General features: G+C 70.2%; 23 protein-coding genes. 12 read left to right on the top strand and 11 right to left on the bottom strand.

All coding sequences use genetic code 11. From position 1 onward, the window contains the following. Window positions 1-43 precede the first annotated feature (43 nt). On the top strand, window positions 44-1,375 hold the full coding sequence (locus CLV71_RS08315; RefSeq protein ID WP_133902054.1) for an SLC13 family permease: 1,332 nt from the start codon (window positions 44-46) through the stop codon (window positions 1,373-1,375). A gap of 15 nt (window positions 1,376-1,390) precedes the next feature. Further along, complete coding sequence (locus tag CLV71_RS08310) at window positions 1,391-2,155, top strand: IclR family transcriptional regulator (protein ID WP_208297466.1); 765 nt, start codon at window positions 1,391-1,393, stop codon at window positions 2,153-2,155. A 2-nt stretch (window positions 2,156-2,157) separates the two neighbouring features. Here the strand turns inward: CLV71_RS08310 and CLV71_RS08305 are convergent, their stop codons facing one another. Both CLV71_RS08305 and CLV71_RS08300 read right to left on the bottom strand, forming a co-directional pair. Continuing rightward, complete coding sequence (locus tag CLV71_RS08305) at window positions 2,158-2,919, bottom strand: enoyl-CoA hydratase/isomerase family protein (RefSeq protein ID WP_243866301.1); 762 nt, start codon at window positions 2,917-2,919, stop codon at window positions 2,158-2,160. Further along, window positions 2,916-4,106 (bottom strand): CaiB/BaiF CoA transferase family protein, encoded by a 1,191-nt coding sequence (locus CLV71_RS08300; protein WP_133902053.1) that lies wholly within the window; start codon window positions 4,104-4,106, stop codon window positions 2,916-2,918. The genes CLV71_RS08305 and CLV71_RS08300 overlap by 4 nt, the downstream gene beginning before the upstream one ends. 326 nt (window positions 4,107-4,432) lie before the next feature. Between CLV71_RS08300 and CLV71_RS08295 the strand changes: the two genes are divergently transcribed. The 10 genes from CLV71_RS08295 to CLV71_RS08250 all read left to right on the top strand — a co-directional run bounded on the left by CLV71_RS08295 (window position 4,433) and on the right by CLV71_RS08250 (window position 14,144). Continuing rightward, window positions 4,433-4,816 (top strand): cold-shock protein, encoded by a 384-nt coding sequence (locus CLV71_RS08295; protein ID WP_208297465.1) that lies wholly within the window; start codon window positions 4,433-4,435, stop codon window positions 4,814-4,816. After that, window positions 4,816-5,265: a YdeI/OmpD-associated family protein gene (locus tag CLV71_RS08290; RefSeq protein WP_133902051.1), complete on the top strand. Its 450-nt coding sequence runs from the start codon at window positions 4,816-4,818 to the stop codon at window positions 5,263-5,265. Before CLV71_RS08295 ends, CLV71_RS08290 begins: the two co-directional genes overlap by 1 nt. A gap of 174 nt (window positions 5,266-5,439) precedes the next feature. Continuing rightward, window positions 5,440-6,231: an endo alpha-1,4 polygalactosaminidase gene (locus CLV71_RS08285; RefSeq protein ID WP_243866299.1), complete on the top strand. Its 792-nt coding sequence runs from the start codon at window positions 5,440-5,442 to the stop codon at window positions 6,229-6,231. A gap of 14 nt (window positions 6,232-6,245) precedes the next feature. After that, a complete protein-coding gene (locus CLV71_RS08280) occupies window positions 6,246-7,493 on the top strand; it encodes an ABC transporter substrate-binding protein (RefSeq protein WP_243866297.1) in 1,248 nt (415 codons plus the stop codon). 9 nt (window positions 7,494-7,502) lie between these two features. Continuing rightward, window positions 7,503-8,402 (top strand): carbohydrate ABC transporter permease, encoded by a 900-nt coding sequence (locus CLV71_RS08275; RefSeq protein WP_133902050.1) that lies wholly within the window; start codon window positions 7,503-7,505, stop codon window positions 8,400-8,402. Then, entirely contained in the window at window positions 8,399-9,274 is an 876-nt protein-coding gene (locus tag CLV71_RS08270) for a carbohydrate ABC transporter permease (protein ID WP_133902049.1), read from the top strand. The genes CLV71_RS08275 and CLV71_RS08270 overlap by 4 nt, the downstream gene beginning before the upstream one ends. A 1-nt stretch (window position 9,275) precedes the next feature. Further along, window positions 9,276-10,187, top strand: a complete 912-nt coding sequence (locus CLV71_RS08265; protein WP_133902048.1) for a carbohydrate kinase family protein — start codon at window positions 9,276-9,278, stop codon at window positions 10,185-10,187. Continuing rightward, the gene (gene melA / locus CLV71_RS08260) at window positions 10,184-11,479 is read left to right on the top strand and encodes an alpha-glucosidase/alpha-galactosidase (protein WP_133902047.1); all 1,296 of its coding nucleotides are present in this window, start codon (window positions 10,184-10,186) and stop codon (window positions 11,477-11,479) included. Before CLV71_RS08265 ends, melA begins: the two co-directional genes overlap by 4 nt. A 386-nt stretch (window positions 11,480-11,865) precedes the next feature. Continuing rightward, the gene (locus CLV71_RS08255; protein WP_133902046.1) at window positions 11,866-12,918 is read left to right on the top strand and encodes a GNAT family N-acetyltransferase; all 1,053 of its coding nucleotides are present in this window, start codon (window positions 11,866-11,868) and stop codon (window positions 12,916-12,918) included. Then, window positions 12,918-14,144, top strand: coding sequence for an MFS transporter (locus CLV71_RS08250; protein WP_133902045.1), 1,227 nt, complete (start codon window positions 12,918-12,920; stop codon window positions 14,142-14,144). The genes CLV71_RS08255 and CLV71_RS08250 overlap by 1 nt, the downstream gene beginning before the upstream one ends. On the opposite strand, the gene CLV71_RS08245 is transcribed toward CLV71_RS08250, so the two are convergent. The 9 genes from CLV71_RS08245 to CLV71_RS08205 all read right to left on the bottom strand — a co-directional run bounded on the left by CLV71_RS08245 (window position 14,100) and on the right by CLV71_RS08205 (window position 24,327). Next, window positions 14,100-15,140, bottom strand: a complete 1,041-nt coding sequence (locus tag CLV71_RS08245) for a M20/M25/M40 family metallo-hydrolase (RefSeq protein WP_133902044.1) — start codon at window positions 15,138-15,140, stop codon at window positions 14,100-14,102. The genes CLV71_RS08250 and CLV71_RS08245 overlap by 45 nt on opposite strands. Continuing rightward, window positions 15,124-15,936 carry a [LysW]-aminoadipate kinase gene (locus tag CLV71_RS08240; RefSeq protein ID WP_243866295.1) on the bottom strand — a complete coding sequence of 271 codons (813 nt, stop codon included), beginning with the start codon at window positions 15,934-15,936 and terminating at the stop codon, window positions 15,124-15,126. The genes CLV71_RS08245 and CLV71_RS08240 overlap by 17 nt, the downstream gene beginning before the upstream one ends. Window positions 15,937-15,946: 10 nt before the next feature. Next, the gene (gene argC / locus CLV71_RS08235) at window positions 15,947-16,969 is read right to left on the bottom strand and encodes an N-acetyl-gamma-glutamyl-phosphate reductase (protein WP_133902042.1); all 1,023 of its coding nucleotides are present in this window, start codon (window positions 16,967-16,969) and stop codon (window positions 15,947-15,949) included. Next, window positions 16,966-17,856, bottom strand: coding sequence for a lysine biosynthesis protein LysX (gene lysX, locus CLV71_RS08230; protein ID WP_243866294.1), 891 nt, complete (start codon window positions 17,854-17,856; stop codon window positions 16,966-16,968). The genes argC and lysX overlap by 4 nt, the downstream gene beginning before the upstream one ends. 1 nt (window position 17,857) lies before the next feature. Then, window positions 17,858-18,031, bottom strand: a complete 174-nt coding sequence (locus tag CLV71_RS08225) for a lysine biosynthesis protein LysW (RefSeq protein WP_133902041.1) — start codon at window positions 18,029-18,031, stop codon at window positions 17,858-17,860. Next, entirely contained in the window at window positions 18,028-18,987 is a 960-nt protein-coding gene (locus tag CLV71_RS08220; protein WP_133902040.1) for a transketolase family protein, read from the bottom strand. The genes CLV71_RS08225 and CLV71_RS08220 overlap by 4 nt, the downstream gene beginning before the upstream one ends. Continuing rightward, the gene (locus CLV71_RS08215) at window positions 18,984-19,811 is read right to left on the bottom strand and encodes a transketolase (protein ID WP_133902039.1); all 828 of its coding nucleotides are present in this window, start codon (window positions 19,809-19,811) and stop codon (window positions 18,984-18,986) included. The genes CLV71_RS08220 and CLV71_RS08215 overlap by 4 nt, the downstream gene beginning before the upstream one ends. Further along, entirely contained in the window at window positions 19,808-21,160 is a 1,353-nt protein-coding gene (locus CLV71_RS08210) for a DegT/DnrJ/EryC1/StrS family aminotransferase (protein WP_208297462.1), read from the bottom strand. The genes CLV71_RS08215 and CLV71_RS08210 overlap by 4 nt, the downstream gene beginning before the upstream one ends. Before the next feature lie 209 nt (window positions 21,161-21,369). Beyond that, window positions 21,370-24,327, bottom strand: a complete 2,958-nt coding sequence (locus CLV71_RS08205) for an alpha-L-rhamnosidase-related protein (protein WP_133902038.1) — start codon at window positions 24,325-24,327, stop codon at window positions 21,370-21,372. Window positions 24,328-24,347: the final 20 nt, after the last annotated feature.

Genomic DNA, 24,347 nt, shown 5'->3' with positions numbered 1-24,347 from the left:
TGGCTCCCGTCCTGCACGAGCCGCGGCGGTCTCGGGAGTCCCCATGACCATGCAGATAATCTCCATCGTTGGACTCGTACTCATCGTCCTGCTTGCCACGCTGCGATCGGTGAACATGGGGGCGATCGCATTCCTGGGTGCTTTCCTGCTCGGCACCCTCGTATTCGACGTCAGCGAGGACGACCTTTTCGCCGGTTTTCCCGGTGACCTCTTCGTCGTACTGGTCGGGGTGACGCTGCTCTTCGCCATCGCCAAGGGAAACGGCACGGTCGACTGGCTCGTCCACGTCGGCGTGCTGGCCGTGCGGGGCAGGATCGCGTTCATCCCGTGGGTGATGTTCGTGGTCACCGCGGTGCTCACGTCGGTGGGCGCGGTCGTGCCCGGCGCGGTCGCGATCATGGCGCCGATCGGGCTGAGCTTCGCCGCCCGCCACCGCATCAACCCGCTGCTGATGGGCCTGCTGATCATCAACGGCGCGAGCGCGGGCGGGTTCTCGCCGATCGGCGTGTTCGGCGTGATCACCAACGGCGTGGTGGAACGCGAGCACCTGGCGAGCAACCCCGGTCTGCTGTGGGCGAGCACGTTCCTGTTCAACGCGGCGCTGTCCGTCGCGGTCTTCGTGATGTTCGGCGGCCGGGAGCTGCTCAGCAGGCGGGTCGAGCCCGTGGGACAGGGCGCCGAGGCGGATGCCGGGCCCGGCGAACCGGCAGGCGGTACCGGCTCGCCGGGCCCGGTCGCCACCAGGACCGAGACGCCGGTGACCGAGCAGGTGGTCACCCTCGACATCCAACGTGTCGCCACGTTGACCGGCCTGGTCGCGCTCGTGGTGGGCGCGCTCGTCTTCGACATCGACGTCGGCCTGCTCGCCCTGTCCATCGCCACCGTCATCTGCATCCTGTTCCCCAAAGAGTGCAAGGGAAGCGTGGCGGAGGTGGCGTGGCCGACCGTGCTGCTCATCTGCGGCGTGGTGACCTACGTGAGCCTGATGCAGACCATCGGCACCATCGACATGCTGGGCGACAGCGTCGCGAAGATCGGCGCCCCGCTGCTCGCCGCGTTCGTGATCTGCCTGATCGGTGCCGCGGTGTCGGCGTTCGCGTCCACCACCGGCATCCTCGGCGCGCTCATCCCGCTCGCGGTGCCGTTCCTGCTCGCGGGCGAGGTCGGCGCGGTCGGGATGATCATCGCGCTGGCGATCTCGTCGTCGGTCGTCGACTCCTCGCCGTTCTCCACCAGCGGCGCGCTCGTCGTCGCGAGCAGCGGCCCCGAGGTGCGGGACCGGGTGTTCCGCGGCCTGATGGTGTGGGGCCTGTCGATGATCATCGTGGCGCCGGTGCTTTCGTGGGCCATCTTCGTCGCCCCAGGGTGGCTGTGACCATAGACTGCCGCCATGAGTGAGGGAATGCGTACCGTGCTCGGGACCTTCCGGGTGCTCGAGGAGGTCGCGTTCACGCAGCCGGCCGGGGTCGGGGAGCTGTCCCGCCGACTGCGGATGCCGAAGACCACCGTGCAGCGAGCGCTCCAGACACTGTGGACGGCAGGCTGGATCTGCCCGTCCGGCGCGGAACCCACGAGCTGGGTGCTCACCAACCGGGCGCTCCACATAGGACAGCGAGCGCTGCCGGACCTCGGCGTGCGCGACGCGGCGCTGCCGGTCATGAAGGAGCTGCGCAGGGAGACCGGCGAGACCGCGCATCTCATGGTCCTGGAAGGGGATCGCGCGGTCCTGATCGAGAAGGTCGAGACGGAGCACCCGGTCCGCGCGGTGATCACGCTCGGCAGCGCGGTGCCGCTGCACGGCTCGTCCAACGGCAAGGCCATGCTCGCCCACCGGCCGGTCGAGGAGGTCAGGGCCATCGTCGGCGACCACCTCGACCGCTACACCGAGCGGACGATCGTGGACTGGGCGGAGTTCCTCGTCGAGCTGGAACGGGTGCGGGAGCGCGGGTTCGCCACCAACTCCGGGGAGTGGCGCAGTGACATCGCGGCCGTCGCGTCGCCGATCTTCGACCACGAGGGCCGCACGCAGGCGAGCCTGTCGATCTCCACGCCGGGCAGCCGGATGACCGACGAGCTGCGGCCACGCTACGGCGCGCTGGTGACCGAGGCCGCGCGACGCGTCAGCGCGACACTCGGGTACCGGCGGCCGTTGTGAGGTCATCGGCCCTGCCAGCGTGGCTTTCGCTTGTCCAGGAAGGCGTTCACGCCCTCCGCGAAGTCCTCGCTGCCGTAGCAGAGGCGGATCAGGTCCTCGTCGGGCGGTAGCTCCCGGTCACGCAGGCGCCCCAACGCGATCTTGCTGGCACGCATGGTGAGCGGCGCGTGGCCGGCCAGCTGTTCGCACAGCTCCGCCACGCGGGCGTCGGCGTCGTCGACCAGCTCGGAGGCGAGGCCGACGGCGAGTGCCTGCTCGCCGTCGACGAAACCGGCCGTGTAGACGAGGTGCAGCGTGCGTGCGGCGCCGATCAGGCGGACGAGCCGGGCGTAGGTCGCCATGGACACGCAGTTGCCGAGCGTGCGGGCGATGGGCAGCCCGAACTTGGCGTTCCTGTCGCAGATCCGGAGGTCGCACGCGGCGGCCATGGACAGCCCGCCGCCGGTGGCGTAGCCGTCGACCACCGCTATCGTCGGTACGGTCACCTGTTCCAGGCGTGCCAACACGGACTCGATGTGCTTCTCGTAGCGCACACCGTCCTCCGCGCTCTCGAAGCCCCGGAAGTGGTTGATGTCGGTGCCGGAGACGAAAGCCTTGCTGCCCGCGCCCTTCAGGACCGCGACCCGGACCTCCGCGCTGTCGTCGACCCACGCGCAGAACTCGGCGAGCGAGTCGTACATCGCCATGGTCATGGCGTTGCGGGCGTCCGGCCGGTTGATCGTGGCGGTCGCCACCGGCCCGTCGATCTTCATGATGAGGTTCACGTGACGGCTCCCTCGGCACGCAGTGCGGCGATCTCGGGGTCGGTGTAGCCGGCGGCACGGAGCAGCTCGTCGGTGTGCTCGCCGAGGCTCGGCGGGGTACGGCGGATCGTGCCGGGTGTGCCGGACAGCTTCACGGGGACGCCGAGCGCGTGGACCCGACCCTCGACCGGGTGGTCCAGCTCGACCACCATCTCGCGGGCCAGCGTGTGCGGGTCCGCGCAGGACTGCCGGTAGTCGCGGATGGGCCCGGCGGGCACCCCGGCGCCCAGCAGCAGTTCCACCCAGGCGTCGGTGTCCTTCGTGGACAGTGTCTCGGCCAGTTCCCCCCTGAGCGCCGCACGGTTGCGGACGCGGTCGTCGTTGGTGGCGAACCGGGGGTCGGCGAACAGGTCGGGCCGGTCCAGGGCCACGCAGAGCCGGTCCCACAGGCGTGCGTTGTTGGCGCCGACCGTGAGGTGCCCGTCGCGGGTGGGGAAGGCCTCGTAGGGCGCGTTGATCCGGTGAGCCGAGCCGAGCCGCGTCGGTGCCTCGCCGGTCGCCCACAGCTCGGCGGTCTCCCACACGGACATGGCGAGCGCCGCGTCGTACAGGGAGGTGTCGACGGCCTGACCGCGCCCGGTGACCGTGCGGGAGTGGAGGGCCGACAGGATGCCCACCGCACACAGCAGTCCCGCGGACAGGTCGGCGACGGGGACGCCGGACTTCGTCGGCGGGCCGTCCGGGTCGCCGGTGACGCTCATGATGCCGGACATGGCCTGGGCGATCAGGTCGTAGCCAGGGCGGTTCGCGTACGGGCCGGTCTGGCCGAAACCCGAGACGGAGGCGTGTACCAGCCGCTCGTTGTCCCGCCGCAGCGACTCGTAGTCGACGCCGAGTCTCCTCGCGACACCCGGGCGGAAGCTCTCGACGACCACGTCGGCGTCGCGTGCGAGCCTGCGGAACGCCTCGAGACCGCCGTTGGACCGCAGGTCGACGGAGATCCCGCGCTTGTTGCGGTTGACGGCCAGGAAGGCGGCGCTCTCCCCGTGCGGCAGGCGGTGGCCGGTGGCCTCGCGCGTCGCGTCCCCCCGGGGCGGCTCGACCTTGATCACGTCGGCGCCGAGGTCGCCGAGCAGCTGGCAGCAGAAAGGCCCGGCCATCACCTGGGTCAGATCGATGACCGTCAGGTCCTCCAGCGCGAGTGTCATGGTGCCTCGCTGTGCCGTGTGGCGGAACGACCGTCGTGCAGTGGAACACCGACCTTAGCACGCAAGACGCTCCGGCAGGAGGTCCTCGGGACCCGGCCCGCACGGCCCTGCCTCGGATAAGGACACGGAGAAATGCAGGCGGCGCATATGTTTTCCGGTTGCGACACTGTGGCGGAATACGGATAACTCGACGCCGTGCGGGATGGTCACCGCATTGGGTGAAGGCGGTGTGGCCGGGAGGTCGTGGTGGTTCCCGGGGTGTACCAATCATGCGCTATGGTTGCGGCGGGTGGGTTTCAGTTGCGGTAAGAGGCGTAGGTGTTGTGATGGTCAGCGGCAAAGTGGTCCGTTTCGACGAGGTGCGGGGATATGGTTTCGTCGCGCCGGAGGGCGGCGGCGAGGACGTGTTCATTCACGTGAACGACCTCGCGTTCGACAAGCGGCTGCTCACTCCCGGCGCGGTGGTGGAGTTCACGGTCGAGGAGGGGGAGCGCGGGCCCAAGGCCTCGCACGTCCGCCTGCTCGACTCGCCGGAGCCGGCGCGAGGGCTCGACAGCGACCTGTGTGACGTCCTGTCGACGAAGAAGTACGTCGCGGAGGTCACCGAGACCCTGCTGTCCGCCGCGCCGACGATGTCCGCGCAGCAGATCCTCCAGGCGCGCCAGGGCCTTGTGGCCAAGGCGCGAGAGCACGGCTGGGTCGAGGACTGATGTCCACAGTGGACCCCGTCGAGTTCGGGGTCGTGCTCGACAGCGCGGCCGGTGGGGCGGTCAGGGTCCCGGTCGACGTGCGGGCGCTGTTCGGGAAGTCCCGGCCGCCGGTCGTCGTGACCGTGCGGGCCGACAGGGAGCACAGCTACCGGTCCACCGTGGCCGTCTACGGCGACGAGTACTTCCTCCCGCTCAACAAGGCCAACGCCGCCGCGGCGGGTATCGCGGCGGGCGAGCCGTTCGTGGTGGCCATCGCCGCCGACGACGAGCCGAGAGTGGTCACGCCGCCGGACGACCTGGCCGCGGCCATCGACGAGGCCGGGCTCCGGCCGAGCTGGGACAGGCTCTCCTACACCCACCAGCGTGAGAGCGCCGAGGCGGTCGAGTCGGCGAAGAAGCCGGAGACCCGGGCGCGTCGCATTCAGGGAGTAATCGCCCGCCTCTCTTGACAACCCTTCGTGTACCTCGTTTTACTGCTGGGAAGCACGCCGGGGATGAGCACCCGGCGCCAGAGGTACGCCCAGCCGGTATGGGCCGTCGGCCCGAGCCCGGACTGTGTCGCCAGGTCGCTTTCGCGGTCCGAGGCGGGGACGTATCCCGCGATCATCATGGAGCTCCCACCGATGATGACTACTCGCGCTCGCGTTCTCCCCCTGGTCGGTGCCGTCGTCGCGGCGTTGTTCGTGACCGCCGACGCCTCCGCCGCGGTCTCGCTGCCGCCCGCGCACGCCAGGTTCGACTACCAGATCGGCGGCGCCTACACCCCGCCGTCCGGCGTCCGGGTCGTGAGCCGCGACCACGGCGACGCACCGGCGGCCGGGCTCTACAACATCTGTTACGTCAACGCGTTCCAGGCCCAGCCGGACACCGAGGGCGAGTGGGGTGACCTCCTGCTCCGCGACTCGCGCGGCGACATCGTCTACGACGAGGACTGGGGCGAGGCGATGCTCGACATCCGCACCGCCGCCAAGCGCGAACGCATCGCGGCGAAGGTCGACGCGTGGATCGACCAGTGCGCGGCCAAGGGCTTCCGGGCGGTCGAGCCGGACAACTTCGACACGTTCACTCGTGCACCCGACAACTTGCTGACTGCGAACCAGGCCCAGGCCTACATCAAGCTGTTGTCCGCACACGCACACGGCGCCGGGCTCGCCATCGCACAGAAGAACACTGTTGAGCTGGCTGGGAACCGCGTGGCCAACGGCCTCGACTTCGCGGTCGCCGAGGAGTGTGCCGAGTGGACGGAATGTGGTGACTACGTGGATGCCTTCGGCAACAACGTGATCATCATCGAGTACTCCGCACGAGGTCTGCGCGCGGCGTGCGCCGACTTCGGCAGCACACTCAGCGTAGTCCGCCGGGATGTCGATGTATCCACACCGGACAGTTCCGACTACGTTTACCAGACGTGTTAACTCGACGTGATTTGTTGCGAGGCGCTCTCGGTGTCACCGCGGGTGCGGCTCTCGCGGGCTGTGCCACCGATGACGCGGACTCCGGTGGCACGGTGACCATCAACTTCTGGCACGGCCAAGGCGACACAGCCGTCCTGGTCATCGAGGACCTGGTCGCGGACTTCGAGCGTTCTCACCCGAACATCAAGGTGGACACGGGTGGCGGCGTACTGAGTGACGCGATGCTGCAGAAGGTCCTCGCGGCGTTGGCGGCGGGTTCCTATCCCGACGTCGCCTACATCTTCGGTTCGGACCTCGCGAACATCGCGCGTAGTCCGAAAGTTGTGGACATGGGCGACACGATCGCGGGCACCAACTACTGGAAGCCGGTCCGCGACGCGGTCATGATCAACGGTCAGGTCCGTGCGGCGCCCGCACTCGTGGACTCGCTCGCGGTGGTGTGCAACAAAACCGTGTTCTCCGCGGCGGGAGTCGACCTGCCGAAGGAGAACTGGCGGTGGGACGACTTCGTGTCCACGGCCAAGGCGCTGACCAATGTGGACACCGGCACGTTCGGCACCGGCTGGCCGGGTGCTGGTGACGAGGACACCGTCTGGCGGCTGTGGCCGCTCGTCTGGGACGCGGGCGGCGACGTCATCGGCTCGAACGGGCGTGGCATCGGGTTCGCGGACGCGGGCGTGGAGGCACTCGAGGTCGTGCGGGACCTGGCGCGCGACAAGAGTGTCTACATCGACCCGAAGTCCGGCAGTGAGCAGATGTACCAGGTGTACAACTCCGGTCGCATGGGCATGGTCGTCACCGGGCCGTGGCAGCTGCCCGACATCCTCGACGCAGGGGTGGACTACGAGGTCGTGCCGCTACCGAGCTTCAACGGGAAGCCGGTCACGATCTCCGGCCCGGACACGTGGACGGTTTTCGACAACGGGGCGGCGCGGGTCGAGGCGGCCCGCACGTTCGTGAGCTGGCTGATCCAGCCGGAACAGGACGTGCGCTGGGCGCTCGGCGCGGGCAGCCTGCCGCTGAGCCAGGAGAGCGAGTCCAGTCCCGAGTGGAGCCAGTACGCCGCGGAAACCCCTGGCCTGAAGGTGTTCGCGACGGCCCTGGAGTCGGCGAGGGTGCGGCCGGTGCACCCCGCCTACCCCGACATCTCGCAGGCACTGGCGACCGCGATCACCTCCGTGCTGCTCGGGAAGAGCACCCCGGAGGAAGCGATGCGCACCTGCGCAGACGAGGCCGACGCGGCATTACGCATCCCGCGCTGAGGAGACCCTGTGCCGATCACCATCACCCCGACCCGGCGCCCGCGTCGTGAGACAGGGACCGCGTGGGCGTTCATCTCGCCCGCCGTGCTCGTGATTCTCGGACTGAGTATCGTGCCGGTGCTCTGGTCGTTGCTCCTTTCCTTCCAGGCCAACGACCTCGTGACGCCGAGCCGGTGGGTGGGGCTGGACAACTACGACGCGCTCGTGCAGGACCCGAGGTTCGGGCAGGCCGTGCGCAACACCGTGCTGTACACGGTGTTGTACGTGCCGCTCTCCATCGTGTTCGGGCTGCTGCTGGCGCTGGTGCTGAACCAGCGGATCCGGTTGGTCGGGCTGTACCGCACGCTGATGTTCATCCCGTTCGTGGTGTCGGCGACGGCACAGGGTGTGTTGTTCTCGTTCATCCTCGACCCCGAGTTCGGGGTCGCCAACTCGCTGCTGCACCGCATCGGGTTGTCCACCCAGGGTTTCCTGACCGATCCCGGGCAGGCGCTGCTCGTCCTCGTCGGGATCACCCTGTGGAGCGGGACCGGGTTCTGCGTCGTGGTGTACCTCGCCGCGCTGCAGGACGTGCCACCGTCCCTCGTGGAGGCGGCGCGCCTCGACGGGGCCGGACGGGGGCAGGTCCTGCGGCACGTCGTGCTGCCGACACTGACGCCGATCACGGTGTTCCTCGTGCTGTGGCAGGCGATCCAGGCACTGCAGGTGTTCGACCTGGTGTACGTGACGACCAAGGGCGGGCCGCTCGGGTCGACCACGGTCATCGTGTACTTCGTGTGGGAGCAGGCCTTCAAGAGCTTCACCGCCGGGTACGGCGCGGCCGCCGCGTACGTGCTCGCCGTAGCGCTACTGGTGATCGCCGTCGTGTTCCGGTTGGCACGGCGCCGCACGGAGGGGGTGGCGCGATGACCGCGGCCGTCGACCTGGTCGAGCCGAGGACCACACCCGAGGTGCGGGCGACCCGCCTCCGGCTGCCGTTCAGCGCGTGGCACCTGCTGCTCGCGCCGCTGGCGCTGCTGTTCGCGATCCCCCTGCTGTGGCTGGTGATCAGCTCGGTGATGACCAACGCGCAGATCAACCAGTTCCCGCCGGCCCTGTGGCCCAACGGCATCCACTTCGACGGGTACTCGTACGTCTTCGGCAACTCCCTGTTCCCCAGGTGGTTCACGAACTCGCTGATCGTGTCGGTCACGGCCGTGGTGGCGAACCTGGTCTTCGGCGCGCTGGCCGGGTACGCGTTCGCCCGGCTGCGGTTCGGCGGCTCGCGGGTGCTGCTGGTGCTGATGCTCGCGACGATGGCGATCCCCTTCCAGCTCACGATGATCCCGACGTTCATCGTGATGCGGCAGCTGGGGCTGATCGACACCCTCGGCGCGTTGATCCTGCCGTCACTGGTTACCCCGTTCGCCGTGTTCCTGATGCGGCAGTTCTTCCTGTCCCTGCCGAGGGAACTGGAGGAGGCGGCGTGGATCGACGGCTGCTCGACGCTCGGGGTGCTGGTCCGGATCGTGCTGCCGCTGTCCCGGCCCGCGCTCGCGACCGTCGCGGTGCTGACCTTCCTGACGACGTGGAACGACCTGACGTGGCCGCTGATCGCGATCAACCACGACACGCAGTACACGCTCCAGTTGGGACTGACGACGTTCCAGGGCCTGCACCACACCAACTGGGCGGCGGTCATGGCGGGGAACGTGATCGTCGTGGTGCCGGTGCTGCTGGCGTTCCTCGGCGCGCAGAAGACGTTCATCCAGTCGGTCACGGCCACCGGGCTCAAGGCCTGACGTGGTCGATCTCCTGGTCATCGGGGACGCGAACCCCGATGTGATCGTCGGCCCGCTGACGGAACCGCTCGCCTTCGGGCAGCAGGAGCAGCTCGTCGCGTCCGGTTCGCTGGTGCTCGGCGGTTCCGGCGCGATCACCGCGTGCGGTGCCGCCCGGCTCGGGCTGTCGGTAGCCATCGCGGGGCGGATCGGCGACGACGGCGCGGGCCGGTTCGTGCTGGACTCCCTGGCGTCACGAGGAGTCGACACCTCGGCGCTGGTGGTGGACCCCGCGTTGCCGACGCCGCTGACGGTAGTCGTCACACGCGACGACGACCGGGCGATGCTGACAGCCGGGGTGGGTGCCGCCTTCGACGTGCCACGTGCGCTGCTCGTCTCGGCACGGCATGTGCACGTGTCGTCGTACTTCCTGATGCCGCCGATGGCGGCGGTGCTGCCTCGCCTGCTGGAGGAGGCGCGGGCACACGGGGCCACCACGTCCCTGGACACCAACGACGACCCGTCGGGGGAGTGGGACGTCGGCGCGATGCTCGACGCCGTGGACGTCCTGCTGCCGAACGCGAGGGAGGCGTTGCGGCTGTCCGGTGCCGACTCGGTGAGCGCAGCGGCCGAGGTACTCGCCACGCGGGTGCCGGTGGTGGCGGTGAAGAACGGCGCGGCAGGAGCGTTCTGCCACAATGGAAGGAAGGTGCTGCACAACAAGGGTATCGCGGTGTCCGCTGTGGACACGGTAGGAGCCGGTGACAGCTTCGCCGCGGGTTTCATCGCGGCGAGGTCGCACGGGCTGTCCGTGGAGCGGTCGCTCGACGTCGCGACCGTGTGCGGTGCACTGTCCACGCGGGACGTGGGTGGCACGGCCGCCCAGCCGACGTGGGACGACGTCATGAGCCATCTCGAGGGGACCCAGGCATGAAGATCACTTTCGTCGGCGCGGGCAGCGTCGTGTTCACGCAGGGTCTGCTGGCGGACCTGTTCGCCTTCCCGGAGCTGCGGGACGTGCACATCGCGCTGCACGACATCGACCGGGAGCGACTGTCCACTTCGGAGGCAGCGGCGCGGTACATCGGGACGTCACGGGGGATGTCGCCGACCGTGACCGCGCACGCCGACCGGCGGGAGGCGTTGGCGGGGGCCGACTTCGTCATCAACATCGTGCAGGTCGGCATGGCGGAGACCACCAGGACCGACTTCGACGTCCCGGCCAGGTTCGGGGTGCGCCAGACCATCGGCGACACACTGGGGATCGGCGGCATCTTCCGTGCGCTGCGCACGTTCCCGCTGCTCAGGGCACTGGGTGCCGACATCGCGGAGGTGTGCCCGTCGGCGTGGCTGCTGAACTACACCAACCCGATGGCGATGAACGTGCAGTACCTGACGGAGGTGACCGGGCTGACCCGCGTGGTCGGCCTGTGCCATTCGGTGTACTGGACGATGCGTGGCCTGTCGGAGCTGGTGGACGTGCCGTTCGAGGAGGTCACGTACGTTGCGGCGGGGGTCAACCACCAGGCGTGGGTGCTGTCGTGGACTCGCGACGGCGTGAACCTGTACGACGCGCTGGACGCGTTGGTCGAGGCCGACCCGGAGCTGCGGCGGCGGGTGCGTGTCGACATGTACCGCCGCCTCGGCTACTACCCGACGGAGACCAGCGAACACTCGTCGGAGTACGTGCCGTGGTACCTGCACCACGACTCGGAGATCGCGCGCCTGCGCATCCCCGTGGGTGATTACCTGGGGATCACGGACGAGAACGTCGCGAGCTACGAGCAGACCCGGGCGGCGCTGGCGGCAGGTGAGCCGCTGGAGGTCGAGCCGACGATGGAGTACGCCCCGCAGGTGATCCACAGCATCGCGACGGGGACACCGAGGGTCGTGTACGGGAACGTGCCCAACCGGGGGTTGATCTCGAACCTGCCGTCGGGCGGGACGGTCGAGGTGCCGTGCCTCGTGGACGGGTCGGGGGTGCGGCCGACGAGGATCGGGGACCTGCCGCCACAGCTGGCCGCGTTGAACCGCAACTACCTGAGCATGAACGACCTGGTGGTCCGCGCGGCCGTCGACGAGGAGCCTCGCCACATCCGCCAGGCCGCGATGGTGGACCCGGCGACGTCGGGTGCCCTGCCGGTCGAGCGGATCTGGGACCTGTGCAACGAGATGGTCCGCGCCCACGCCGACCGGCTGCCGCCTGCACTGCGAGTAACCCTGTAACCCCACCGGCCCACCCCGATGCACTGAAGGACGCCTTCCTAACGTTGGGCGTACTGAAGGACGCCTTCGTAACGCTGGGCGCACTGATGGGAGCCTTCGTTACGCTGGGCGTACTGAAGGACGCCTTCGTAACGCTGGGCGCACTGAAGGACGCCTTCGTAACGCTGGGCGCACTGATGGGAGCCTTCGTGACGCCGGGTGCACTGAAGGACGCCTTCCTAACGCTGGACGTTACGAAGGCGTCTTTCAGTGCATCGGGGCGGGGCGGGGCGGGGCATGGGGCCGGGGGCGCTCCAGTGTGGGTCCAGTCGATAGTGGAGAGCTGGTTACCCGGTGCGAGTTACGTTCGCTGGTGGGTGTTGCTTCCACGCGGACGGGGTTTGGGCATGGCGGTCACCGGTGCGAGTTCGGGTGAGTGGGTGCTGGTCGACGAGGTGCCCGGCGAGGTACGGGCCAGCTGCCTCTACGACTCCTCCGCGTGGTTGCGCGGCTGGGAGCGGATCGGGATCGAGCAGCGCACGCGGCACGCGTACGTCTCCGCCGCGGACGAGGTCCTTCCCCTCTACGAGACCACCCTCTCACCATTCTGGTTCGGCTACGAACTGCAGTGTGGCCTGGTCGGACGGTTCGGCAACCCGGTCGTCTTCGCCGGCTCGCCCTACTCCATGTACGGCAAGCGCGGGTCCATCGACCGCAGACTCGTCGAGGGCGCCTACGCCACCGGCATGGACTGGGTCAGGCGCGGCGCGGCCGAGGTGCTCGTCGTCCCCAACCTGACCAGTGCCGGGGTGGACAGCTGGCTCGACGTCGCCGGGCCGCCCGTCGGGACCGTCCACCTGGAACGGACCTACGGCATCGACGTCGTCGGGACCTTCGGGGACCACCTCTACCGCCTCGACAACAAGATCCGGCGGGACGTCGAGCGACGGCTGCGCCGCGCAGGGGAACGTGGCCTCCGGGTGCGCGTCCTCGACGGCCCCACCGCGCACCACCTCGTCGCCGACGCGTTCCCGCTCACCGTCGACACCAGTGACAAGAACGAGTGGCCCGCCCTCTTCGACGAGGCGGCCCTGCACGGGATGCTCGACATCCCCGGCGCCGTGCTCGTCGCGGCACAGGCCGGTGACCGGCTCCTCGGCGTGTTCTTCGGGTTCCGGCGCGGTGACGAGGTCACCTACATGTGCGGCGGCGTCGACTACGCGAGCATGCGGGAGTACAGCACCTACATCGCGCTCATGTACCGCGCGACGCAGTGGGCCTACGACAACGGCATGCGGCGCATCGAGTGGGGCCGCGACAACTACCGCTTCAAGGAACGCCACGGCCTCGACGCCACCGAGCTGTGGGCCATGGTCTACGCGCCCACGGCCCGTCCCGAGCTGGCCACCGCGCTCAACGGCATGCACGCCACCCTGCACGCCTACATCCAGGCCGCCTGATGGGACAGCGGCGCGCCCTGCTGCTCCTCCTCGCGGTCATCAGTGTCAACGCCTCGTACACCGTGCTGATCCCGTTCGTGCCCGACCTCGAGACGCGGGTCGGCGCCGGGCCGGTCACCATCGCGTTGATGTTCGCGCTCTTCGCCGCGGCCAAGGCGTTGTTCCAGCCCGTCGGCGGTGCGTGGGTGGACCGTTGGCGGCCACGAGCGGTGGCGTGCGTGGCACTGAACGTCGCCGCGGTGGGGATCGTGCTCACGGCGTTCGCCGGCGATCCCGTGACGCTGCTCGTCGGGCGGTTCGTCTGGGGGATCGGGGAAGGGCTCGTCACGCCGGCGCTCTACGCCGGGATGTCCGCGCTCTGCAGGCGTTACGAGATCTCCTCCAGTCGCATGATGGGGAACTTCGGGTCCGCCGCCGTCGCCGGGTTCCTGCTCGGGCCGCTGGTGGCGGGTGTCGCCGCGCCGCTCGGGCTCGAGGCACTGTTCCTCGTCGGCGCCGTCCTCACCTCGCTGACCGCCTTCGGGTTGCTGCGGGCCATTCCGGACATGCCGGTGGAGGAAGCCGACACCACCGGGCAGACCGGATCCGCCGCACGCGAGTGGTGGGTGTGGGTGCTCGTGCTCGGCCTGCTCGACCTGTTCACACACCTCGTGTACACCTCGCTCGAGCCGGTCCTGCCGCTCTACCTGAGTGACGCGGCCGGCGGATCGGCGCACGGTGCCATCTCCATCGTCTTCGTGGTGGGTCTGGCCACCTCGGCCGTCAGCATGTGGGCGCTCGGCCGGTTCGCCGAACGCTTCGGACTCGTGCCGCTCGTCGCGGCTGGGCTCTTCCTGCTTGGTGGCGGGCTTGCCGGGATGGCCGCCAGTTCGGCCGTTCTGCCTGTCGCCGGGGCCTTCCTGGTCGTGATGGTGGGGTATGCCGTGCTGTTCCTGACCGCGCGTCGGGGGATCGTGGAGCTGAAGTCGGCCGCCGCCAGCCAGGGTGCCGCGTTCGGGTTGTTCGGGCTCGTCTCCGACGTCGGGAACGTGCTCGGGCCGGTGGTCGGGGTCGTGTTGTACGAGGTGACGGGGCGGGTCTCCTTCCTGCTGCTCGGCGCGCTCGCCGGCGCCCTCGTCGCGGTTCTCGCCGCTCTGTCCGGTCGTTGGCGGCGGCACTTCCCCTCGGCCACCGTGACAGTGCTATCCGCGCAGGTCGGTGGCGAGGTGGTCGAGCGCGCCGCGTAGGACCTCGATCGCGGTTGCGTACTCGGTCAGGGAGATGTGCTCGTTGTCCGTGTGGTCCAGTGCCGAGTCGCCGGGGCCGTACACCGCCATCGGGATCTGCCAGCGTGGTTCGACGATGTTCAGGTCGGCCGTGCCGGTCTTGAGCTTCAGCGTCGGGCGGGCGCCGTGGGCCCGGATGCCCGCACACAGTGCCCGCACGGCGGCGCCTCGGTGGTCGACCCTGACGCCCGGGGTGCGGTCGTCGACGACCAGGTCGCCGTCCCGGGTCGCCGTCGCCAGGAAGGACTCGAAGGCCTCGACGTCGAAGCCCGGGGGCGTCCGCACGGAGACGACCAGTCGCGCCTGCTCGATGTCGCCCGTCATCTCGTTCAGTGTGGGGATGGGGCGGTCGAACGCCTTCTCGCTCGTGGTCACGGATCTGCAGTACGTGAGGATGTCGTGCCAGAACGCCACCGCCGCCTCGGACGCCTTCTCCTCCGGGCTCGCCGTGTGCACAGCTGGGCGGGACACGCTGTAGCGCAACATGATCCGGCCCTTGTAGCCGATGCCGACACCAGCCCAGCCGTTGGGCTCGCCGACGAACCCCACCGCCGGGCGGAAGCACTCGGCCAGGTGCGTCGCGCCCTTGCCGTAGGTCTCCTCCTCCACCACTCCGGCCACCACGTACTGCACACCGTCCACATCGGCCTGTGCCGCAGCGCAGATCATCGTCGCCAGCGGGCCTTTCGCGTCGACCGCGCCCCGGCCGTGGAGCAGGTCGCCGTCGCGGCGCACCGGTGGGCCGCCGGGGACGGTGTCCATGTGGCCGGTCAGCATCACCATGGGCGCGTTCGGGTCGCCGCGTCGGGCTATCGCGTTGCCCACCTCGTCCAGATGGGTCGTGAAGCCCCACTCGCGCAGCTCCTCGACCAGGAAGTCGGCCAGGCGATTCTCGTTGCCCGACACCGAGTCGATGGCCACCATGCGGTACAGGAGGTCCTCAGCTCGCTCGCGCATGGTGTTCCTCTCGGGTGACGAACCGGGTGCCGGTCGCGGTCAGGACGGGGGAGTCGGTGCGGCCGTCGGCGAGGACCACCGTGCCGACGCCTGCCCTGCGTGCCTCGACCGCGGCCCTGAGCTTGACTTTCATGCGGCCCTCCGCGAGGGCCAGGTACTCCTCCGGCGCGTCCACCGGCACCGACGTGATCAGCGACGCGGGATCGTGCCTGTCCCGCAGCAGACCGGGGACGTTCGACAGCACGACCAGCGTGTCCGCCGACAGTGCCACCGCCAGCGCGGCGGCCAGCCGGTCCGCGTCGACGTTCAGCGGGCCGTCCGTGCTCAGGGCCGGCGGGGAGATCACCGGGACGAAACCAGCCGCCAGCAACGTGTTCGGCAGGGACGCATCCACATCGGACAGACGGCCGGACAGGTCGTCTCGCACGATGACCTCCATGCCGTCCAGGATCGCCCGCGACGCGCGGTTGCGGGTGGCCGTCACCATGCCACCGTCCAGTCCGGACAGTCCCACGGCCCGGACCCCCAGCGAGGCCAGTGCCGTCACGATCGTGGGCTTGACACGGCCCAGGATGCCCAGCATCAGCGTGTCCAGCGCCGCGGCGTCCGTGTAGCGGCTGCGGCGGCCGTCGCGGGAGGTCAGGTGGCGGGTCGGGCGGCCGAGTTCCGTGCCCACGCGGTCCGCCGCCGCGCCGCCGCCGTGGACCACCACCACCTCGGCGCCCCCGGACACCAGAGTGCGGACGTCCGCGCAGGCACGGGTCATCTCGTCGTCGAGCGCGCCGCCCAGCTTCACCACGTAACGCTCAGAGCGGGTGCAGGCCGGTGAACTCGAGACCGGTCGTCTCGTCCCAGCCTGTCGCGATGTTGAGGCACTGGACGGCATTTCCCGCACCTCCCTTGACCAGGTTGTCGATGGCCGACACCACGACGAGGTGCTCGGTGCCGGGGGTCAGCGCGAGGCCGATGTCGCAGAAGTTGGTGCCGGACAGCAGTTTCGGCTCCGGCATGCGGTGCAGTGCCGACCGCTCGCGGACCAGCCGCACGAACGGCTCGTCGCGGTAGGCGTCGCGGTACACGGCCCAGAGATCGCGTTCGGACAGTGGCTTCGCCAGCGTGACGTGGCTGACCACCTGCACCCCGCGCACCGACGGCACGGCCGTGACGGACATGTGCACGTCGAGCCCGCACGCCTGGGTGATCTCCGCGATGTGCCGGTGGCCGTGGGGTTTCGCCATCCGCAGCACGCCGCTGCGTTCCGGGTGGTGGCTGCCCTCGTCGGGGGTGCGACCGCCGCCGGACGAGCCGGTGCGGGCGTCGACCAGGACCGTGCCCGCGACCAGGCCTGCCGCGGCGAGGGGGTGCAGTGCGAGGATCGCGGCGTTGGCCATGCAGCCCGCCACCGAGATGTGGGTGGCGCCACGCAGGTTCTCCCGGTTCAGCTCCGGGATACCCGTGCGGAACTTCGCCAGCCAGCCCGGATCCGGTGCGGCACCGGGGTAATGGCGCTCGCGCAGTGCGTCGTCCCGCAGGCGGAAGTCCGCGCTCAGGTCGACGATCCTCGGTGCGCGGGTCGACCAGTGGTCGATCTCCTTCGCTGCCGCGCCGTGCGGAACGGCGAGGAACACCACGTCCGACTCGCCGGCCTCGGTCGCCGGTATGAACGACAGTGCCGTGCGGCCACGCAGGTTCGGGTGTGCGGCACGCAACGGGCGGCCCGCGTACCGGTCCGACGTGACGGTCACCAGCTCAACGTGCGGGTGACCCAGCAGGAGTCGGACCAGCTCGCCGCCGATGTAGCCGCTGCCGCCGACGACCGTCGCCCTCATGCCGCACGCTCCAGTGTGTCCACTGTGCTCAGTGCGCGGTCCACGTGTGTGACGATCAGGTCGGCGAGGTCCACGTCCGCGACGGCCGCGAGGCCGTGGAACTCCATGGTGTGGTTGACCTCCGTGACGAGCAGCTCACCCGTCGAGCGCTCCAGCAGGTCGACGGCCAGCATGCCGCCGCCGACGGCCCCGGCCGCCCGCAGCGCGAGGGAGCGCAGCTCATCGGTCAACGTGCACGCGGCCGTGGTCGCGCCGCGTGCCGTGTTGGTGATCCAGTGGTCGGAGCGCCGGTAGACCGCGGCGACCGGCTCGTCACCGAGGACGATCACCCGGATGTCGCGGTCGGGCTTGTCGACGTACTCCTGGATGTAGTAGACGTTGTGGACCGGCGACCGCAGCGACTGCTTGTGCTCTATGAGGGTCTCGGCCGCGTCCCGGTCGTTCACCTTGGACAGCAGGCGGCCCCACGAGCCTACGGCCGGCTTGATCACGGCCGGGTAGCCCACCTGCTCGATGGCCGCCAGTGCCGCGTCGGGCGTGATCGCCACGGTCGTCGCGGGCGTGGGGAGGCCGGCCCGCGTCAGGGCCAGCGAGGTGAGGATCTTGTCGCCGCACACGTCGACCACGGTGCTGGGGTTGAACACCCGGTGGCCGGTCGCCTCGAAGAGCCTCGTCGCGTAGACGCTGCGAGTGTGGGACATGATCCGGTTCAGGACGCCGCGGTAGGTGACGCCCGGCGCGCCGAGGTGGTGGATCAGCGTGCGGTCGTCCACCTGCACGTAGGGGATACCCCGTCGGTCGAAGGCGGCGAAGATCAGCCGCTCCTCGAGGCGGGCGCGGGTGGTCAGGACGGCCAGGCGACCGTCCCGACCCGTGTTGGCGCGCACGTCACTCCCCGAAGTCTTCCTCGATGTCCGGCGCCAGCGCGTACTCGACCGGGTCGACGCTGATCACCTCCAGCTCGGCCTCGCAGCCGGGGCACACCAGGACCTGCGTCACACGCAGGTCACCGGCAGGCACGGCCTCCGTGCAGTCTGGGCAGTTGCTCACCGCGGTGGTCATTCCCGTTCCTCCTTGATAGTTTCCGTTACCGTGAGCGCCGCCGCCACGATGTGGGCAGGCGACACCCCCGCCGCCGCGAGCTGCTCGGCGTGCGTTCCCGGGCGGTGGCAGAACACGTCGGCGACGCCCACTCGCCGCACGGTCGTCGGGTGGTGTTCGGACAGTGCCTCCGCGACCGCGCCGCCGAGGCCGCCGAACACCGAGTGGTCCTCGACCGTCACCACCCCCGCGGTCTCGGCCGCCGCGGCGACCAGCGCGGGCACGTCGAGCGGCTTGATCGTGTGCATGTTCAGCACCCGCGCCGCGATGCCCCGCGCCGCGAGCGTCGCCGCCGCGTCGAGTGCGAAACGCACCGGCAGCGCACCCGCCGCCACGAGCGTGACGTCGTTGCCGGGGCGCAGCCGTGCGGCCCGGCCGATGGTCACCTCCGGCGCGACGTCGTACACCGGCGCCATGTCGTTGCGTCCAAGCCGTAGGTAGACCGGGCCGGGCAGGTATGCCGCCGCCTTCACCAGACTGGCGGTCTCACCGGCGTCCGCGGGGGTCAGCACCGTCATGTTCGGCAGGGCCCGCATGGTCGCGAGGTCCTGCGTCGCGTGGTGGGTCGGGCCGTAGTGCGCGGCCGAGAACCCCGCGTGCGTCCCGACGATCCGCACCGGCAGGTCGTGGTAGGCGATGTCCAGCTTCACCTGTTCCAGCGCCCGCGCGGACGCGAACGCCGCCATGGTGTTGGCGAACGGCAGCAGTCCCGTGCTCGCCAGCGCGGCGGAGAACGACATGAGGTTCGCCTCGGCGATGCCAACGTCGACGTACTGGTCGGGCAGTTCGGCCTGGAACTGCTTCTCCAGGCCGCCCATGTCCGAGTCCAGGCACCAGATCCGCGAGTCCGCCCGCGCCAGGTCCAGCAGCGTGGCACGGTAGGCGGCCCGGTCGGACGCCACGACCGCGCTGGTCATGCGACGCCCCGCAGTGCCGTGAGCGCCCGCTCGTAGGCCGCCCGTCCGAGCTTCGCGAAGTGGCTCTGCTTGCGGTGGTGGAGGTGGCGCACACCCCGGCCCTTCACCGTGTCCGCGAGCAGGACCGTCGGCCTGCCCTCGGCGCGGGCCAGCAACGCGGGCACCAGCTGCGCGAAATCATGCCCGTCCACATCGGACACCGCCCAGCCGAACGCCCGCCACTTGTCGGCCAGCGGCTCCAGGCCCATGCGCTCCTCCGTGGACCCGCTGATCTGCAGGCGGTTCCGGTCGACGATCGCGGTCACGTTGTCCAGCCGGTAGTGTGCGGCGGCCATCGCGGCCTCCCACACCGAGCCCTCCTGCAGCTCGCCGTCACCCATCAGCACGTACACCCGGTTGGGCCTGCCCGCGCGCCTGGCCGCGAGTCCGAGCCCCGCGCCGAGCGCGAGGCCGTGGCCGAGCGAGCCCGTGGCGAACTCGACGCCAGGCACGGCCGGAGTCGGGTGTGCCATCAGACGGCCGTCCGAGCGGCCGTAGGTGGCCAGCTCGTCGACGGGGAAGAACCCGCACTCGGCGAGCGTCGCGTACAGGGCGGCGGACGCGTGTCCCTTGCTGAGGATGAAGTGGTCGCGGCCTGGCCAGCGTGGCTCGTCCGGCCGCACGCGTAACACCTCCCGGTACAGCGCCACGAGGATGTCCGTCGCGGAGAGCGCGCCGCCGACGTGTGTCCCGATCGGGCCCGCGCCGATCGCGAGCACGTGTTCCCGCACGGCGAGGGCGACCCGCCGCAACCCGAGGTCGTCGGTGACGGCCGCGGTGGTCATGCCGCGTCCAGCTCGGCGAGGCGCGGGCCGTTGGGCACGGCGTGCCACGGCGGCTCGTACGGCATGGAGCGGGCGTAGCGGGCGATCCGGGGCAGGTTGTCCCACACGCGTTCGAACGCCGTCGCGTACTCGGCGAGCGCGGGACCGGCCTCGGGGTTGAGGTGCATCCTGCGCAGGCACAGGGAGTCCTCGATGACCTGGCACGTCACCGGGTAGTCGGCGAGGTCGTAGCGCTGCGGGTTGGTGCCGGGCAGCGTCCACGGCAGCCCGTTCCCGAAGGCGTTCTGCTCCTGGAACACGGGTTGGCCGGGCAGCGGGATGATCTGGTAGTGCGTGAGGGGCACGCCCTCGGCGAGCAGCGCGCGGCGCAGCGCGGCACGGAACCGGCCAGGGGTGACGCCGACCAGGCCCGCTGCCGTCGGGTCGAACCGGAAGCGCAGCATGTGCCACATGTGCGTGCGGTCGTCGGGGACGGTCGGCGCGACGATGCCGGGCAGCTGCGCGAGGCGGTCGACGAACACGGGCGTGTTCTCGTCCCGTTTCTCCTGGTACTGCCAGAAACGGTCGAGCTGACTGCGGGTGAACGCGGCGAGCACCGAGCTGAGCTTGAGGTTCGAGCCCCGCGTCGCGGAGACGTACAGCCGCTCCTCGGTGGACAGGTCCTCGCCGAGGATGCGCAGGCTGCGGATGCGCTCGACGACGTCCTCCCGGTCGGTGACGACCAGGCCGCCCTCGCCGCAGGTCGGGATGCTCTTCTCCACGTTGAGGCTGAACACGCCCGCGTGGCCGATCGACCCGCACGTGCGCTCGCGGTAGATGCCGCCCTGCGCCTGCACGGCGTCCTCGACCACGAGCAGGTCGTACTTCCTTGCCAGCGCGAGGATCTCGTCCATGTCCGCGGGCAGACCGCCCAGGTGCACCGGCACGATCGCCCGCGTGCGGTTGGTGATCTTGGCTTCGATCCTGGAGACGTCGATGTTGAAGGTCACCGGGTCGATGTCGACGAACACAGGTACCGCGAGCGAGTACAGGGGCGCCATCGCGGTCGCGACGTAGCTCAGCGCGGGCACGATGACCTCGTCGCCGGGCTGGAGACCGAGTGCGGCCAGCGCCAGCTCCAGCGCGACCGTCCCGCTGTTGACCGACACCGCGTAGCGGGTGCCGCAGAACTCGGCCCATTCCCGCTCCAGGCCGTGGATCTCGGCCTCGTTCTTGGCGCCGACCGTGAACTTGCGACTGTCGAGCACGCGGGCCACGGCCTCGCGGTCGGCGTCCGTGACGACGGGCCACTCCAGCCGCCGGTACTCTCGTCTGACCGCGGGCTTCCCGCCGAACATTGCCAGTTTCATGACGACAGAGCCGCCTTCCTCACGCCCCCTCGTGTGTGATTTTCACGGTAGGGACGGCGGCTCACTTCCGGCTTTCGCCGGACTTCCTTCGTACTCGCACGGCGATCCGTGCGCGGTTCCCGGTGACTTGGACGCCCGGTGTTATGAAGGACGCCTTCAGTACGTCCAGCGTCAGGAAGGCGTCCTTCAGTGCGTTGGGCGCGGGGGGGTCAGCTCGCGACGTGGGAGTGGCCGGAGCCGACGGTGTGGGTCGAGCCGTTCGGCAGTACGACCGTCGCGGTGACGTTTACCGGGACGGTGATGTCGACTTCAGTGCCTCGGTGGCCGTTCGTCCACTTCACTCGTAGTGGGCCGCGTTCCGTCCAGACCGTACCGCTCGCGCGGTCGAGCCCGGTCGCGGGTGGGGTGACCGTGACCGTCGCGGCACCGGGGCTCGTGACCGCCACGCCCAACAGTCCCCGGAGGATGCCCGTGATGCCCGCCGCGCCCCAGCCGTGCGACAGGCTCTCACTGCTGCGCTGGCTCACGTCCGCGCCGGTGCAGCCCGCGACCGCGCAGCCGGGGGTCCACTGCTCCCACATGAACGTGCCGCCCTCGGCGAGTGTCCGCGCCGGCCCGTCGCCCTCGGGGTCGGTGAGCAGCCGCACGAGCGTGTCCGTGCGGCCGGTCCTCTCCAGTGCCGTGAGGAGCTGTCGCAGGGTCATCGGGCCCTGCCGCATGCCCAGCTCGTCGAGGTAGGCACTCAGGTCCGCATAGGACTCCCGGGGCGCGACGCCGTAGGCGATCGGGAAGCTCTGCGAGTGCTCGGCGAAGCTGTCGATGCGCTGCCCGGTCGAGAGCGCGAGGCCGTCGGAGTAGCGGCCGGTCGACGGGTCGCGGAGGCGGTCGTTCATGGCGGCGGTGATCGCGTCGGCCCGCTGGTCGTAGGTGGCGGCGATCGGGTCGCCCGTGACCCTGGCGGCGGCCGCGACCGCACGCAGGGCGCCGACGGCCAGCGCGTTCACGACCGTGCGGGAGCCGTTGTCGGTGACCACGTAGTCGTAACGCATCGGGGCGGGCCAGTCGATGATGCCGCCTCCGTACGCGCCGCTGCCGCCGGGCAGCTGGTGGACGAGCCCGGTGTCGTCGACCGAGGCGAGGAGATAGTCCGCGACCCCGCGCAGGGCCGGGAACACCTGTGCCACAAGGGAGTCGTCGCCGGTGAGCTGGTGGTAGCGCATGACCCACTCGGGGAACATCTCGGTGTAGTCCGGGATGTCGCGGCGGCCGTCGCCGTTGGGGTAGACGGCGTTCATCGCGCCGTTCGGCCAGTAACGGGACTGCGAGTGCGCGAACTCGACGATCGCCTGCCTGGTCAGGCTCCGCTCGCCGAGCGCGGCCATGGTGGCGAACGAGATGTCGATGGCGTCGCCGAGGAACTGGCCCTTCTCGCGGGTCGGCGTGTCGAGGAAGACGTTCTGGGCCGACATCAGCGCCGAGTGCCGCATCAGGTCGAAGACGGCGTCCAGCGTGCGGTCGCTGCTCGAGAACGTGGCCGCCTCGTCGCGCCGGACGTCGGTCGACTGGACCACGGCGCTGATCTCCGGCAGCCGCTCGCCGGGATCGGCGATCTCCAGGTAGCGCCAGCCCCAGTACGTGAACGGCTCCGCCGTCTGCCTGCCTGCCTTCTGCGTGTACAGGTAACGCAGGTCGCTGCCCTGGGTGTCCAGCCCGGACCTGCCCGCACGCGAGTTCTCCACCCAGGTTCCCGCCGCGTGGGCCTTGCGCAGCGGGCGGTCCAGTACAGTCCCTTGTGGACTCGTGCTCGTGACCGTGCGTGTCTCCGGGTCGCCCGGTCCGAAGCCGCTCGCGGGCGCGTCGACGACGATCTCGTCGCCGGGGTGGACACCTGTGGCGTCGGCCAGAACCAGCGTGGTCGCGCCGGGAGCCACCGCCGCGGCGAGGGTGGTGTTGTTGCGGCGGTAGCTCGTGGTCACGGTCACCTGGTGGCCTGCCGTGCCGTCGCGGAACCCGATCCTCGGCACGGCCGAGACGACCTCGCCCATGTCGGCGAACAACGTCCCGTCCGGCAGGCGTTTCACCGACACCGGCCGGACGGTCGTGCGGCTGACGTGGGCCTGCTGCGCGGCGAGGTGGGTGATCGTGCACGGCGACGAGCCGTACGCGGTGCAGCTTTCCGGCGTTGGCCTGGGGTGCCTGCCGACGACCGTCGCCGGTGCCCACGCGGTGTCGTCGAAACGTGTTGTGTCCCAGCCGGTCTGCGCCAGCGTGGCGTCGTGGTGCTCGACCACGTCGCCGGAGTCCGAGTTGCGGTAGGTGATCGTCGAGACGTCCTCGGCCGTGTCGCGGGACAGGCGCCACGAGCTGTCCGACACGGTCACCTCACGCGTGCCGTCCGCGTGCTCGACCACGACCTTGACCAGCAGGCCCGACGGCCCGTCGACCGGGCCGTTCGCGCGTCCCTGGCAGCGGCAGTTCCAGTAGTGGTAACGGATCCCGATCGCGAGCGGCCGCCAAGCCCGCACTTCGGGGGCGGCCACGTCGTAGTAGCCCTCGCCCGGGTAGCCGTAGGACGAGCCGCGTGTGACCGAGCGGCCGTCCACGCGCAGCTCCCAGTCCCCGACGGCCGCGACGTACACACGTGCCCGCGTCACGCGGCTCTTCCCGACCGGGATCACCCTACGTGCCAGTGTCCACTCGTTCGCGGCGTCGTTTCCCGTGGTGTCACGGCGAACCCACGCGGCACCCGACCAGTCGCCGTCGCCGATGCCGGTGTCGAACGCGGCCGGGGGAGCGAACGGCGACGCCGCGCCGCGCCGGTCCCACGTCCGCACGGTCCACCGGTAGGACGTGCCTGCCGGCAGGGACGGTCCGGCCACCCACGACTGCTCGGTCGAGGCGACCCGGCCGCTGTCCCACACCACGCGGTCGCCCCGGCGGACGACCACCTGGTAGGCCGTCTGAACCTCGTCGTCGTCGCGATCGGTTGGCAGCCACGAGAAGTGCGGCACCCCGTCGATCGCGAGCGGACTCACCCGGCCGTCGACCGTGAGCCGCTCCGGCGCGCCAGGTGAGTGGTTGGCGGAGGAGGTCGCGGCGACGGTCGTCAGGAACGTCGTCAGAACCGCGGCCACCACGAAGACGAGCGACAACCCTCGACGGCGCATGAGCGAACCCCCGGCTGTTC

Source organism: Actinophytocola oryzae, assembly GCF_004364325.1.
Classification (GTDB): Bacteria; Actinomycetota; Actinomycetes; order Mycobacteriales; family Pseudonocardiaceae; genus Actinophytocola; species Actinophytocola oryzae.
The sequence above is the reverse complement of the archived record's forward strand: the minus strand, read 5'-3'. Positions and strand labels throughout refer to the sequence as shown.